Here is a 12,235-nt window from a genome sequence, read left to right as displayed (position 1 = left end):
TCCAGTCGTCGGTCCGTTGTCGTCAGATCGCCCGGCGCGCCGGCCGGTCGCCTTCCTCGTACTCCTCGTCGTCCTCGTCCAGGTCGGCCTCATCGGCCTCGTCCTCCGTGTCGAGATCGTCCTCGTCCACGTCCTCGTCGTCGTACCAGTCGTCGTCGCTCGACTCGTCCTCGCCGGAGTCCTCGCCGGAGTCCTCGCCGGAGTCCTCGTCAAGGTCCTCGTCAAGGTCCTCGTCGGGTTCTTCGCCGTCCGCGCGGACGACCTGGGAGTCGTGGATCTCGCCGCGCCAGCCCTCGAGCTCGTCCGGCGCGAGGATCGTCCGGGTCATGACATGCCGGCGGAAGTGCTTCAGCTCCAGCCGCGCGCGCCGGCCCTGCGCCCGCCAGATGTTGCCGGTCCGCTCGAACAGGCCCCGCGGGTAGTACTCCAGCACCAGCAGGATCCGCGTCAGGTTCGGCGCAACGTCGTGGAAGGTGACACAGCCGTCGACGTGCCCCTTCTCGCCCTCCGACCGCCAGACGATCCGCTCCTCCGGCACCTGGTCGAGGATCGTCGCCTTCCAGTTGCGGTGCGACCAGACGATCTTCGCCCGCCAGGTGAGTTTCTCGTCCGACTCCTGCTCGACGCTCTCGACCTTCTTCATGAAGTCCGGGAAGTCCTGGAACTGCGTCCACTGGTCGTAGGCGACGTCGATCGGCACACCGACGTCGATCTGCTCGATGATGTTCGTGGCTTTGGTGGCCTTGCCAGAACTCTTCCCGGAGCCACCGGTCAGCTTGTCCTTGACATTCGAGACCCCACCTTTGACCGCTCCGGCGATCATCGAACCCTTGAGCCCGCCGCCCGACCCGCCCGTGAGGGCTGCGAGGCCGCCGCCGTCCGCGACGTCGGTCAGTCGCCCGGCCAGGTCGTCGACCTTCCCGGCGACCGTGTGCACGGCCCGCTCGACGACCGCGGCCAGCGCGTCCTCTGCCTCGTCCTTCAGCCGGCCGACCGGCAGCTCCTCGAGCAGCGACCCCATCGCGCCACCCAAGCCGTTTGATTGCTGCTCGTCAGCTCTCTGGGTCTCCGCGCCGCCGGAGCGGCGCTCGCTACGGCTGCCGGTTCGTGAGCCAGCCATGTCCGGTCACCCACGCTTCCGCGACGAACCGCTGGACTTCTTGGCGGTCGACTTCTTCGCCGCGGTCTTGCGGGCCGTCGTCTTCTGCGTAGGCCGCCGGCTCGAGGTCGCCTTCTTGGCCGCCGGTCGCTTCCTGGTGTCCGAGCGGCCGGTCGAGCGGCCAGTACTGCGCGAATGGCTGGTGCTGCCGGACCGCTTCGACGTCGACGCCGCGGTGCTCTTCCGGCCCGAACGCCGGCGCTCGCGGGTGTCGTCCGCCTCGTCGTCCGCCTCGTCCGTATCGACGTCCTCGCCGTCGTCCTCGTCTTCGTAGTCGTCCTCGTACTCGTCCTCGTCCGGTTCCTCGGCGTCGTACTCGTCGTCGGATTCCGCCCGCGATCCACCCGACAGCAGCCGGTCGGTGCGATCGTGGATCGAGTCGCTGACCCGGTTCAACCCGTGACCCGCGGCGGCGACGGCGGCCTCGCGGCCCGCGTGCAGCAGTTTGCCGCGGACCTCATCGGACAGCCGCGACAGCTCCGGATTCCGTTCGACGAGGTCGGTGAGCTGACCCGCGATGGCCTGCGGATCCATCGCGATCCGCTTGCCTGCCAGCAGTCCGCCCACGATCACAGCCATCCGAAGCTTCTTGGTCCGGCCGAGCAGGTACCCGCTCGCGACCGCCGCGGCGATCTTCGCGGTCGTGTTCATCGCATTCTCCTCACAAGTCGTTGCCCAAGGCCCGCAGATTCGTTTCCCCGCCCAACGGCGGTACCCGGGGGACTTTGCACAAAACGCCGGAGAATGCGATCGAAGAATAGAAATCGAATACTCGTTCGTAGGGTTACGGAATGCGTTTCTGTGAATTGTTCAATTCATACGTCCGTTTCGCCAGAAACCGATACGGACGGTCGCGTGGTTGAACGTCGCCGGCATCGGGCCGGCCAGCCGTGCGCGTGTGGCCGGATCCGGGTCGAGGTCGTACTGCGTGACGACGTGGCCGACGGCCGCGCTCGCGGTCAGGAGTACGACGTTCCGCCCCGGGCAGCCGGCCGGACCGTCGCTGAACGGGATGATCGGCCACGGCCCGTCGGTCCGTCCGTCCAGCCAGGCGGCAGGCTCGAAGTCGTCGGCGTACTCGAGCGCCTCGTCGTCGCGGTGGAACACCGAGCTGACGATCGCGAACTCGGTACCCGCCGGTGCGACGCGCTCGCGCCAGAGGGTCGGCTCGCCCGCCTGCCGGAGTACGACGAGAGTCGTCGGCCAGAGGCGCAACGACTCCTGGACGGCGGCGCCCGCCTGGGCGAGCAAGGGGGAAGCCTCCGGATGACGCGCCTCGGTGACAATCGGGTCCGTGAAAGATGGGCGGCTGCCGAGGACGGCGAAGAGTCGCCACAGCGCGATGCCGGCGGCGTCGAACGCGAACAGCCAGTGCGGCACCTGCCCGGCCGGATCGAGCTCCTCGCGTCCACGGTCGAGTGCCTCGACTAGGCTGCCGGGTTCGGCCGTTTCGACGTACCGCTCGACGTTCGTGAGGAACCGGGTGCGGAGCGCGTCGTGGTTCGGGCCGAGCTGGGCCCAGTTGGCGTCGGCGCGCAACCGGTCCAGCTGCGCGGTGAGCTCGACGTCGTCACGGGCCGCATCGCCGAGGACGACGCGCCGGACGATCCGGGACCAGATCTCGCGGAACTCGTTCCAGCCGAGAGTGGCGTGCAGTACGTCGAGCTCCTCGTGCACCACCTGGACGAATCGGTGGCCGCGCCGGTGGACGGGGTGTCTGCTGTCGAGCGCCCGCTCGTTCAGCTCCCGGCGGCCGGAGCGAAGCGGTGGGTTGGTCACGAGAACCGCATGCGGCTGGAAGTGCGTCAGCGCGCCGATCTTCTCGCCGGTCGCCGCCGCGAACGGCTCCGGCGTCTCCGCCAGCAGCCGGTGAACGTCATCGGCGGCCAGTACTAGCGCGATCGTCCGACCCGCGATCCGCAGCAGCACGGGACCGTCGCCGTACCGGTTCCGTAGCCGCCGGACGCATCGGAGCGCGTGCTGGTCGACGTTCAGCTGTTCGGCCAGGGTGCCGATCCGGGGTCTGCGAAGGATCGGGCCCTGGGCGACGACAGGGCCGAGGATCTCCCCGAGGATCCGGCCGCGGTCAAGCATGGAGGCGAACGGCAGCAACGGTGACATGAGAACCAGGTGTCCGAAGGTCGGGCGCCGAAACCCTGAGTGTTTGGTGCGCGGACGGGTACCGGACGGAAAGAGCGTGAAAGGAGCAAGGCTATGCCGGCAGGTTCGAATCGGAAGCGTGAACGGCAGTACGAGCACATCAAGGCCGGGCTGAAGGAGCGGGGGCGGAGCGAGGGCGTCGCCGAGGAGATCGCGTCCCGGACCGTGAACAAGGAACGGGCCCGCGCGGGGGAGTCGAAGCAGCAGAGCCGGACGTCGACCCATGACATGTCGTCGAGCCGTCGCGGTGGTCTGCGCTCCCACAGTGGTTCGCAGGGCCGGACCAAGGAGCAGCTCTACAACGAGGCCAAGCAGAAGAACGTCAAGGGCCGCTCGAAGATGACGAAGTCCGAGTTGGCCAAGGCCGTCGGTCGCTGAACCACCCTGCCGGCGGTGCGATGGCTGGAAGGAGCGCAGGATGGCTCGGCGCGCTGGTACGGCGGGCGCCCTGATCGTCTGGGGCCTCCTCGTCTGGACCGCGCTGACCTGGACCGTGACCGTCGAGTTCGTCATCGTCGGTGTCGTCCTGAGTGTCCTGGTCACGTGGGCGATGGCTGGGCTCGGCCCGGTGGTGCGGCCCTGGCGGATCCTCGTACCGCGCACGCTGTGGGCGGCGATCAGGCTGGCGGTCTTCGTGGCGGTACGCGTACTGCTCGCGAACCTCTCGCTGGCGCGCCGGATCTGGTCCCCGTCGTTGCCGCTGGCAACCGGCATGGTGATCGTGCGGACTCGCTTCAGCGATGCCGGCCGGGTCGGCGCGGTGGGGATCGTCAGTTCGTTGATTGTCGACAATCAGATTGTTGACGTGGACCTGTCGCGGCGCGAGCTGGTGTACCACTGCATCGCCGTACCGCGGGAGGGTCAGCGCTACGACCGGATCAACGGGCCGCTGGAACGGCGGATCGCCGCGCTGACCGGTGATCGTGATGGCTGACGTCTTCGCGCTGTTCGCGATCGCGGAGCTCGCGGCGGCCGTTCTGCTCGTCGTCCGACTCGGCCTCGGGCCGTCGGTGACGGACCGGGTGGTGGCCCTGAACGCCGTCTCCACCCAGGCGACCCTGTCCCTGCTGTTCTTCGCGGCGTACGCCGATCGCGTCGTCTATCTGGACGTCGCGCTCTGGATGGCGTCATTCGGGTACCTCGGTGCGCTCGTGTGGGCCCGCTTCCTGGAAAGGGGCCTGTTGTGAGGACGATTCTCGTCGTGGTACTCGCGACGATCGGCCTGGTCTTCTCGGTGTCCGGCGCGGTCGGCGTGCTGCGGATGCCGGACGTCTATTCACGGATCCAGTGCACCTCGAAGGTGATCACCATGGGCGCGTTGCCTGCACTGCTGGCGGTTGCTGTCGGCAAGGGGTTGTTCTCGCAGTACGGCGTGCACGCGCTGATGGTCGCCTTCTTGCTGCTGGTCCTGAACCCGGCGTCGTCGCATGCGCTGAGCAGGGCGGCGTACAAGACCGGCATTCGCCAGTGGAGCGGTGCGGTGGCGGACGAACCCCGACAGCGGGATCGGGGAGCGGACTGATGTTCTGGGTGCTCGACTACCTGTGTCTCGCGGTGGTGCTCGTCGGCGGAGTGCTGGTGGTTCGGCTGCGCAACCTTGCCGGCGCCTCGATGGCGCTGTCCTTGGTCGGTACGGTGCTCGGTCTGCTGTTCGTCGTCCTCGGCGCCCCGGACGATGCGCACGCGCAGATCGTGGTGGGTGCGATCGCGCTGCCGACGCTGTACCTGATCGCGATCGGCAAGACCCGTACCGACGTCGAGGACCGTGCCGAGTTGGGCGAGCCGGCCGATGATCCGGACGAGCGGCCATGAACCGGACCGTGACGGGTTGGGTTCTCGCGGGCGTGACCGCGGTCGTGCTCGGCGTGGGGGCGGTCGATCTGCCGCGGGAGACCGCCACGCTGCCCGGGATCGCGCGGCAGGCGCTGGAGGTGGCGTTGCCGCAGTGGCGTACGACGGAACCGGTGAGTGAGGTCGTCTACGGCACGAGGGCGTTCGACACCTTCGGAGAGACGTTCCTGCTGCTGGCCGCGGTCGTCAGCGTGTTGCTGCTGTCCAGGCATCGCGAGCGTCGCCGGGAGTACTTCGGCGAGGAGGAGGCCGGCCGGGAGGAACAGCAGTACGAGAGCGCCCAGCACGAGCCGTTGAGTCCGGGGGAACGGGCCGCGCGAGCTGCCGACGCCCGGGAGGAGAAGACGCCGGGTCCGGCAAGTCCGGATGCGGAGCCGGTGAGTGCGGCGGCGCCCGAGCCGGCGCAGGCGATGACGGTGGTCGTTCGGGTGGCGGTTCGCACCGTACTGCCGTTGCTCGCGGTCGCGGGCCTCTACCTGGTGCTGGAGGGCTATTCGCCGGGCGGCGGGTTCCCGGCCGGGGTGGTGCTGGTCGGACTCGTGCTGCTCGTGTACGCCGGCTTCGGCTACCGGCGGATCGCCCGCCTGGTCCGCCCCGGACCGCTGGAGGTACTCGAACTGATCGGCGCCCTGCTGGTGATCGTGGTGCTCGCCCTCGGACTCGTCCTCGAAGGCTCCGTCGGTGCGAACTGGTTGCCGCTGGCCCCGGAACGGACCCTCCGCAGCGGCGGCACGATGCAGGCGTTCTCGCTGGCCGAACTGATCGAGGTCGGCACCGGCCTGACGATCGTGATCTTCTCGATCCTCGCGATCCGGCACGACTGGACCCCGGACAACCCGGAGGAGGACGAATGATCGTCGCCAACTACCTGGTCGCCGCGGTGCTCTTCGGGCTCGGCGTCGCCACGATCCTGACCCGGCGGAACGTGATCAAGATCGTGATGGGCCTGTCGCTGATCGAGTCGTCGAGCTACCTGCTGCTGCTCTCGACGGCCTACCGGCGCGGCTCGACCGTACCGGTCCTGCTCAGCCCGCCGAGCGGCCGGACGGAGCACGACCTTGCCCACGGCAACGTCGCGGACCCGGTCCTGCAGAACATCTGCCTGACCGCGATCGTGATCGGCGTCGCCGTCACGGCGGTGCTGCTCGTGACCGTCGTACGGATCGCCCAGCACTACCGGACCCTGGACGCCGATCGGGTCCGCGATCTGCGCGGGTGACGGTGAACCCCGCGCTGCTCCCGGTGCCGATCGTGCTGCCGATCGGTGGTGCAGTCCTGGCGCCGCTCCTCAGTCGGTTGTCCGCCCGCGCACCGCTCGTCGTCTCGCTGCTCGCACTCGGCGGCGCGAGCGGCGTACTGCTGCTCTTCGCCCCACAGGTGTACGGCGGGCACCTGGTCGGGCATGCGCTCGGCAACGTCGGACCGATCGACGGCAGGCAGCTCGGAATCACGGTCACCGCGGAGCCGTTCGGCCTGACCTACGCGCTGCTGACCGCCCTGGTCGGCACCGTGTTGCTGCTCTCCAGCCTGTCCGAACTCGGCGGTCTCGGCGCCCACGAAGCGGGGTGGTACGCGTGCCTCGCGCAACTGTTGCTGGCCGCAATGATCGGTACGGCGCTGACCGCTGATCTGCTGAACCTGTTCGTGTGGTTCGAGGTGGCCGCGCTGGCGAGCTACGGGCTGACGGGGTTCTTCCTGGAACGGCCGTGGGCGCTCGAGGCGACGTTCAAGATGATGATCCTGACCAACCTGGCCGGGTTCTTCGTCTTCGTCGGCACGGCGCTGCTGTACGCCGGGCACGGCGCGCTGAACCTCGGCCAGCTCCAGCGCGCACTGAGCGGGACGCTCCGTACGGCGGACCTGGTCGCGCTCGCGCTACTGCTCGCGGGCTTCGGGACCAAGGCCGGGCTGATGCCGTTCCACGGGTGGCTGGCCGACGCGCACTCCGCCGCTCCCGGGCCGGTGTCGGCGATGTTCTCCGGGCTGATGGTGAACCTCGGTGTGGTCGCGATCGCCCGCATCGCGCTCGACGTGTACGCCGTCCACCGCACGCTGCTCCCCGGCATCCTGCTGGTGCTGGGCCCGGTCTCGGCGATCGCCGGCGCGGCGCTTGCTCTCGGCCAGGACGACCTGAAGCGGCTGCTCGCCTACGACACGGTCTCCCAGATGGGCGTCCTGCTGACAGCGGTCGGTGCCGGCTCGCTCACGGCGGTGTCCGGGTTCGTCTATCACCTGATCGATCACGCGCTCTTCAAGACGCTGCTGTTCCTGTGCGCCGGCGCGATCGTCCATGCCACCGGTCTGACCAGGCTGTCGCAGATGGGCGGGCTGGCGCGGCATCGGCCGGTGGTGACCGGGGCCTTCCTGCTCGGCACGGCGTCGATCGCGGGCGTGCCGCCACTGAACGGGTACGCGTCGCTGGGGCTGATCCACGACGCGCTGCGTTCGGAGCACCCGGCTGCGTTCGGCGCGGTCCTGGTAGCTCAGGTGTTGACGGTCGCCGCTCTCGGCCGGGCGGCGTACCTCGCCTTCTTCCGGCGCAGGGACGACGACTACGACCCGCTCGAGCGGATGCGCCCGGGCATGCTGATCGCCTTTGGCACGTTGGCCGCCGGTTGCGTGACGTTCGGCGTACTGCCGCGCTTCGTCATCAGGCACATCGCGTCCCCGGCGGCCGCCGTACTGCTCGATCCGAACGCGTACGCGACCGTCGCCCTCGGCGGACAGTACGACCTCCGAGCGCCGATGCCGTCGTTCACGTACTTCGCGCCCGACGAGCTGCTGATCGCGCTCGTGTCGATCGCACTGGGCGTCCTGCTGTCCATCTGGTACGTCCGCCGCTCCTCCGAGCCGGGGCCGATCACCGTGCTCCGGCGCATCCACACCGGCTCCGTGAACGACTACGCCGCGTACGTGATCACCGGCTTGATCGTGTGCACCGCAGTACTCCTGTCCAGGTGAGGTTTGCCGGCGTACGGCGTGTTCTCGTGTTGCGGCGGGTACCGGTAAGGCGTGATGCGAGGAAGGTGACGTAGTCGTGAGGTTCATGACGTGGAACGTCTGGGGACGGTTCGGCGACCGGTGGCTGCGGCGGCAGCGGGCGATCGCCACAACGGTCGGTTCGCAGCGGCCTGATTTCGTGGCGCTGCAGGAGACCTGGCCGGCGCAGACGGAGGTGCTGGGGTTTGAGCTGGGGATGACGTCGGTGTTCGCTCCGTCACGGATGCCGCAGGACCCTGAAGTGCACCTCGGGCTCGGGATCCTGAGCCGCTTCCCGCTGCTGCGGGTCGAGCGGCACGCGCTGTCGAGCGGCACGCGCTGTCGAGCGGGACGGTCGCACTCCGGGCTGAGATCCGGTTGGGAACGGACAGCCTGCACTTCATCACCAGCTGCCTGGACTGGGAGGAAGACCACGAGCGCGAGCGAATCGTCCAAGCCGACTCACTGGCCGCGCTGGTGAAGGAGATCCAGGACTCCGGCGACGACGTCGTGGTGGCCGGCGACCTGAACGCTCCTCCCGGCCGGCCTGAGCTGGAGCCGCTGCTGGCAGTACTCGGCGACTGCTGGCAGCCGGACGCATTCGATGGCGTAACCTACAGTTCCCGCAACCCCTATCTGGGGAGGGGCGAATGGCTCGAGGACCATCGAATCGACTACATCCTGGCGAACGAGGGCCTGACGTCCCGTGAAGCCCGGCTGACCGGACTGAACGAGGACCAGGGCCGTCCTCCGTCGGACCACTACGCCGTCGTCGCGGACGTACCGGTCGGCTGAGCGCTGATCGGGGCGCCGTGATGACGCAGAAGTCGTTGCCCTTGCCAACGCGGCTGTTTCGTGCGAGGTCAGGCGGGCACCGGCCGACTTTGACAGGATTGGGGTGATGGTTGTGTCCGAGCAGCTCAAGGGCCGGCGGGTGGCGATCCTGGCGGCCAACGGTCTGGAACAGGTCGAGTACGAACAGCCGCGCGCCGCGGTCGTCGCGGCCGGTGGTGACGTGCAGCTGGTGTCGATCGAGGACGGCAAGGTCCAGGCGATGCACGGCGACATCGACAAGGGCGACACGTTCGATGTGGACCGCCCGGTGTCGAAGGTACAGACCGACGACTTCGACGCGTTGATCATGCCGGGCGGGACGATCAACCCGGATCGGCTCCGCGCCGATCCGGATGCGGTCGAGTTCGTCCGGTCGTTCGTCGCGTCGGGCAAGCCGGTGGCGGCGATCTGCCACGGGCCGTGGACGCTGGCCGAGGCCGGCGTACTGCGGGGTCGCCGGGTGACGTCGTACCCGAGCATCCGCACCGATCTGCGTAATGCGGGGGCCGAGGTGGTCGACGAAGAGGTCGTTGTCGACGGCAACCTGATCACCAGCCGCAACCCGGGTGACCTGCCGGCGTTCTGCTCGACCTTGGTCGAGCAGTTCGCGAAGGCCTGACGGCAGTGGCTCGAGGTCAGTCTTCGCGGCGGGGGAGTTGCTCGTCGGGGTCCTCGTCCGGGTCGGGTTCGGGGTCTGGGTACGGCGTCACGTCCGGATCGTCAGCCGGCCTGGTGCGGCCCGGCGTACCGTCGGGATCGGTCGGCTCCGTGAGCGGTGGGACCGGGCCTGGGGGTGTCGGAATCGTACTCATCGCGACCTCCTTCGCAGCCGAAGTTCGTCTGAGTTCTTCGGTGCCCGTCGGTAGCGGTTGCAATCGTTGACAATCAGTAGCTCGACCGGGCCGGGACGCGGGAGACCCAGTTCTCGCGCCAACCGCACTCGACGTGTCCCGGCTCGGCCGAACTGCTGCCGGTGGTCGACCGCTACCACCGGCGGCGCGCAGGACGTGGGCCGCCGCCTTGGCGCAAACCTGGCATCGTTGTCAGATCAGTCGCCAGCAGAATCCTTCAGATGACGAGCACGCTGCTCCGCGCCGGTCTCCCCGCTGTTCGTATCGTCGCCGGCCACGCGGCCGACGAACTCCTCGCTGGTGCCGGTACCGGTCGTGGTCGGCGTTCCGCGGTCCGGATTGCCGCCCATGGCCCGTGTCATCGCCGTGGTGTTGTCGGCCGGTGCATCAGCCTCGTTGACCTTGTGCGTCAGGCGCCAGCGCTTGAACCGCTCCCACAGGGACATCGGACGCTCCAATCGTTCGGAGCCTGTGCGGTGCCCGGGTGGCTGCGCTGGAAACCGGCGATCTCACATCGGTGGAAGATCGCGGCTGTCGATGAGCTGCTGAGCGACCTCGCGCAGTTTCGTGTTGGTGTCCTGGGAGTACCGCTTGAGAACCTGGAACGCTTGGTCGCCGGTCAGGTGGTAGCGCTCCATCAGCATCCCCATCGCCTGCCCGACCACCTTGCGTGCGTCGATCGCGACCTTCAGGTGCTCCTCGTGCCGAGCGGCGGCGACTGCGACCGCGGCGTGCCGGGCCAGGATGTGCGCAATGGCCTCTTCGTCGGTCCCGAAGGACTCCGGCTCCGTGCTGTAGAGGCCGAGCACACCGACCGTACCGGCGGCGGTCCAGAGCGGTACGTCGAGAACGCTGCGGACCCCGAGTTCGAGAACCTTCTTGGTCCACTCCGGCCAGCGGGTCTCCTGCACGAGATCAGGCACTCGGACAACGGTGCGCTCGTCGAGGCACTGGACCAGCGGCCCGTCCTCGCCGGACATCTGGAAGTGGTAGATCTCGGCAACGGTCGGATCGGTGACGGCCGGCACCTCCGGGCTCCCGCCGACGGCGCGCAGCGCAACACCGGCGTAGTCACAGTTCAGGGCATGAAGCGCGAAGTCGACGACCGCCTGGACCGTCTCGTCCAGGGTGTCCGCCTCGTGCATCTCCAGCGCGAGCCGCGAGAACTCTGCTGCCACCTGTGCGCGGTCCGCCTGCCCGGCCGGATCTCTGGCCGGGTCCGCGCCGCGCAGGTATCCACCGGTGTCTGCCACCTGTCCATCTTGCATCGCCGACGGCGGCGAGCCCAAGACCCGGAAAAGACACCGGCGAGTTCGGGCCAGGGTGATCACGTGCTGCGTCAGGTGTTCTCCCGGAAATCGAGGCTGCGGTTGACGATCTGTTCGGCGATGCCGAGTACCGTCGCGTCGTGGGCGAAGGCGTGCGCCCGCAGGATGGCCAGCGCGTCCTCCGGCGACACCCGCAGCTGTACGGCGACCATACCCGTCGCCTGATGGACGACCGCTCGTGCAGCCCACGCCCCGTCGGGCTCACCGGTCGACGCGTCATGGAGTACGGCGGCGCCGACCGCGTCGGCGAGGAACTGCGCGACGTCGTCCGGCTCGTGGAGGCCGTCCTGGCTGTAGACGCTGTAAACGCCGAACGGACGGCCGGCGGGCCGCATCGGGAAACAGTGCAGAGTGACGTCACCGGTGGTCTCGAGAGCGGATCGGGTGAACTCCGGCCACATCCGGTCGGCGGCACCTTGCAGATCGGTGACGATCGGCTCGTTGCGGCGATACGCGTCCCGGCACGGCCCTTCGCCCAGTACGTCCTGCAGACTCTCCAGCTGCTCGGCGATGTCGTCGGTCGCGGCCAGGGTCATTCGTCTACCGACGTCATTGGTGTTGATACTGATCGAGCTCCCGACTCCGCCGAGCAGCACGGTGCCGGCTTCGCAGAGCCGGACGGCCAGTTGCCGGTCTGGATCGGCGGCGGCAATGAGCTTCGCGAGCCGCCAGAGCACCGCTGCTCGATCCACGGTCGTCCTCTCCTGGCCGGTCAGGTCGAAAGCGCGACTTGCAGGTGCCCGATGATCGAGCGGAGCCGCCGCGGGAGCCTGATGGCCCAGGCGTGGTCGCGGAAGTGGTGCCGGATCCCGCCCCGGATCATCGGTACGGCGTACGACCGGAAACCGGTGCCTGGTGCCGGGTGATAGTTGTGCAGGGCACGGATCAGGTGTTCGACGGCGATCTGCTCGAGGTCCTCCTCGTCGACCCCGCGGCCGCGGTACTTGCGGCGAGCCTTCCGTCCGGGAGGCTTGTTCGGCATGAGATGCGGGGACCGGACTACTCGTTGCCATCGTGGGATGCCTGACTGTGCCGTCCCGGTCAAGCGCGGCCACGGCTTGTACCGCAACCGA

The 12,235-nt window shown here is 68.7% G+C and carries 19 protein-coding genes; 11 read left to right on the top strand and 8 right to left on the bottom strand.

Features of this window, described 5'->3' with window-relative positions; all coding sequences use genetic code 11:
* Positions 1 to 22: 22 nt before the first annotated feature.
* The 3 genes from ACXJJ3_RS03220 to ACXJJ3_RS03210 form a co-directional block, all read right to left on the bottom strand.
* Positions 23 to 1,120 carry an SRPBCC family protein gene (locus tag ACXJJ3_RS03220; RefSeq protein ID WP_458168386.1) on the bottom strand — a complete coding sequence of 366 codons (1,098 nt, stop codon included), beginning with the start codon at positions 1,118 to 1,120 and terminating at the stop codon, positions 23 to 25.
* 6 nt (positions 1,121 to 1,126) lie between these two features.
* Positions 1,127 to 1,810 (bottom strand): hypothetical protein, encoded by a 684-nt coding sequence (locus ACXJJ3_RS03215; protein ID WP_458168385.1) that lies wholly within the window; start codon positions 1,808 to 1,810, stop codon positions 1,127 to 1,129.
* A 159-nt stretch (positions 1,811 to 1,969) separates the two neighbouring features.
* Complete coding sequence (locus tag ACXJJ3_RS03210) at positions 1,970 to 3,280, bottom strand: cytochrome P450 (protein ID WP_458168383.1); 1,311 nt, start codon at positions 3,278 to 3,280, stop codon at positions 1,970 to 1,972.
* A 93-nt stretch (positions 3,281 to 3,373) separates the two neighbouring features.
* Between ACXJJ3_RS03210 and ACXJJ3_RS03205 the strand changes: the two genes are divergently transcribed.
* From ACXJJ3_RS03205 to ACXJJ3_RS03155, 11 genes are all read left to right on the top strand, one after another.
* Positions 3,374 to 3,697, top strand: a complete 324-nt coding sequence (locus ACXJJ3_RS03205; protein ID WP_458168382.1) for a plasmid stabilization protein — start codon at positions 3,374 to 3,376, stop codon at positions 3,695 to 3,697.
* Positions 3,698 to 3,737: 40 nt separating this feature from the next.
* Positions 3,738 to 4,253 carry a Na+/H+ antiporter subunit E gene (locus tag ACXJJ3_RS03200; protein WP_458168381.1) on the top strand — a complete coding sequence of 172 codons (516 nt, stop codon included), beginning with the start codon at positions 3,738 to 3,740 and terminating at the stop codon, positions 4,251 to 4,253.
* Positions 4,246 to 4,506 (top strand): monovalent cation/H+ antiporter complex subunit F, encoded by a 261-nt coding sequence (locus tag ACXJJ3_RS03195; RefSeq protein WP_458168380.1) that lies wholly within the window; start codon positions 4,246 to 4,248, stop codon positions 4,504 to 4,506. The genes ACXJJ3_RS03200 and ACXJJ3_RS03195 overlap by 8 nt, the downstream gene beginning before the upstream one ends.
* Complete coding sequence (gene mnhG / locus ACXJJ3_RS03190) at positions 4,503 to 4,841, top strand: monovalent cation/H(+) antiporter subunit G (RefSeq protein WP_458168379.1); 339 nt, start codon at positions 4,503 to 4,505, stop codon at positions 4,839 to 4,841. Before ACXJJ3_RS03195 ends, mnhG begins: the two co-directional genes overlap by 4 nt.
* A complete protein-coding gene (locus tag ACXJJ3_RS03185) occupies positions 4,841 to 5,131 on the top strand; it encodes a Na(+)/H(+) antiporter subunit B (protein ID WP_458168378.1) in 291 nt (96 codons plus the stop codon). The genes mnhG and ACXJJ3_RS03185 overlap by 1 nt, the downstream gene beginning before the upstream one ends.
* Positions 5,128 to 6,024 (top strand): MnhB domain-containing protein, encoded by an 897-nt coding sequence (locus tag ACXJJ3_RS03180; RefSeq protein WP_458168377.1) that lies wholly within the window; start codon positions 5,128 to 5,130, stop codon positions 6,022 to 6,024. Before ACXJJ3_RS03185 ends, ACXJJ3_RS03180 begins: the two co-directional genes overlap by 4 nt.
* Complete coding sequence (locus ACXJJ3_RS03175; RefSeq protein ID WP_458168375.1) at positions 6,021 to 6,389, top strand: NADH-quinone oxidoreductase subunit K; 369 nt, start codon at positions 6,021 to 6,023, stop codon at positions 6,387 to 6,389. Before ACXJJ3_RS03180 ends, ACXJJ3_RS03175 begins: the two co-directional genes overlap by 4 nt.
* Positions 6,386 to 8,131 (top strand): complex I subunit 5 family protein, encoded by a 1,746-nt coding sequence (locus ACXJJ3_RS03170; protein WP_458168374.1) that lies wholly within the window; start codon positions 6,386 to 6,388, stop codon positions 8,129 to 8,131. The genes ACXJJ3_RS03175 and ACXJJ3_RS03170 overlap by 4 nt, the downstream gene beginning before the upstream one ends.
* A gap of 85 nt (positions 8,132 to 8,216) precedes the next feature.
* Positions 8,217 to 8,630 (top strand): endonuclease/exonuclease/phosphatase family protein, encoded by a 414-nt coding sequence (locus ACXJJ3_RS03165; protein WP_458168372.1) that lies wholly within the window; start codon positions 8,217 to 8,219, stop codon positions 8,628 to 8,630.
* Complete coding sequence (locus ACXJJ3_RS03160) at positions 8,528 to 8,944, top strand: endonuclease/exonuclease/phosphatase family protein (protein ID WP_458168371.1); 417 nt, start codon at positions 8,528 to 8,530, stop codon at positions 8,942 to 8,944. The genes ACXJJ3_RS03165 and ACXJJ3_RS03160 overlap by 103 nt, the downstream gene beginning before the upstream one ends.
* 106 nt (positions 8,945 to 9,050) lie before the next feature.
* Complete coding sequence (locus tag ACXJJ3_RS03155) at positions 9,051 to 9,602, top strand: type 1 glutamine amidotransferase domain-containing protein (RefSeq protein ID WP_458168370.1); 552 nt, start codon at positions 9,051 to 9,053, stop codon at positions 9,600 to 9,602.
* A 16-nt stretch (positions 9,603 to 9,618) separates the two neighbouring features.
* Here ACXJJ3_RS03155 and ACXJJ3_RS03150 read toward each other — a convergent pair whose 3' ends face one another.
* From ACXJJ3_RS03150 to ACXJJ3_RS03130, 5 genes are all read right to left on the bottom strand, one after another.
* Positions 9,619 to 9,795 carry a hypothetical protein gene (locus ACXJJ3_RS03150; RefSeq protein WP_458168369.1) on the bottom strand — a complete coding sequence of 59 codons (177 nt, stop codon included), beginning with the start codon at positions 9,793 to 9,795 and terminating at the stop codon, positions 9,619 to 9,621.
* 236 nt (positions 9,796 to 10,031) lie between these two features.
* Positions 10,032 to 10,280, bottom strand: coding sequence for a hypothetical protein (locus ACXJJ3_RS03145; protein ID WP_458168368.1), 249 nt, complete (start codon positions 10,278 to 10,280; stop codon positions 10,032 to 10,034).
* A gap of 63 nt (positions 10,281 to 10,343) precedes the next feature.
* Positions 10,344 to 11,087 carry a GAF and ANTAR domain-containing protein gene (locus ACXJJ3_RS03140; RefSeq protein ID WP_458168367.1) on the bottom strand — a complete coding sequence of 248 codons (744 nt, stop codon included), beginning with the start codon at positions 11,085 to 11,087 and terminating at the stop codon, positions 10,344 to 10,346.
* Between the two features lie 86 nt (positions 11,088 to 11,173).
* Positions 11,174 to 11,854 (bottom strand): ANTAR domain-containing protein, encoded by a 681-nt coding sequence (locus tag ACXJJ3_RS03135; protein ID WP_458168366.1) that lies wholly within the window; start codon positions 11,852 to 11,854, stop codon positions 11,174 to 11,176.
* A 20-nt stretch (positions 11,855 to 11,874) separates the two neighbouring features.
* Entirely contained in the window at positions 11,875 to 12,144 is a 270-nt protein-coding gene (locus ACXJJ3_RS03130) for a sigma factor (RefSeq protein ID WP_458168364.1), read from the bottom strand.
* Positions 12,145 to 12,235: the final 91 nt, after the last annotated feature.

Source organism: Kribbella sp. WER1, from assembly GCF_054189145.1.
Note: the sequence above shows the minus strand (reverse complement) of the source record. Positions and strands in the feature narration are given on the sequence as shown.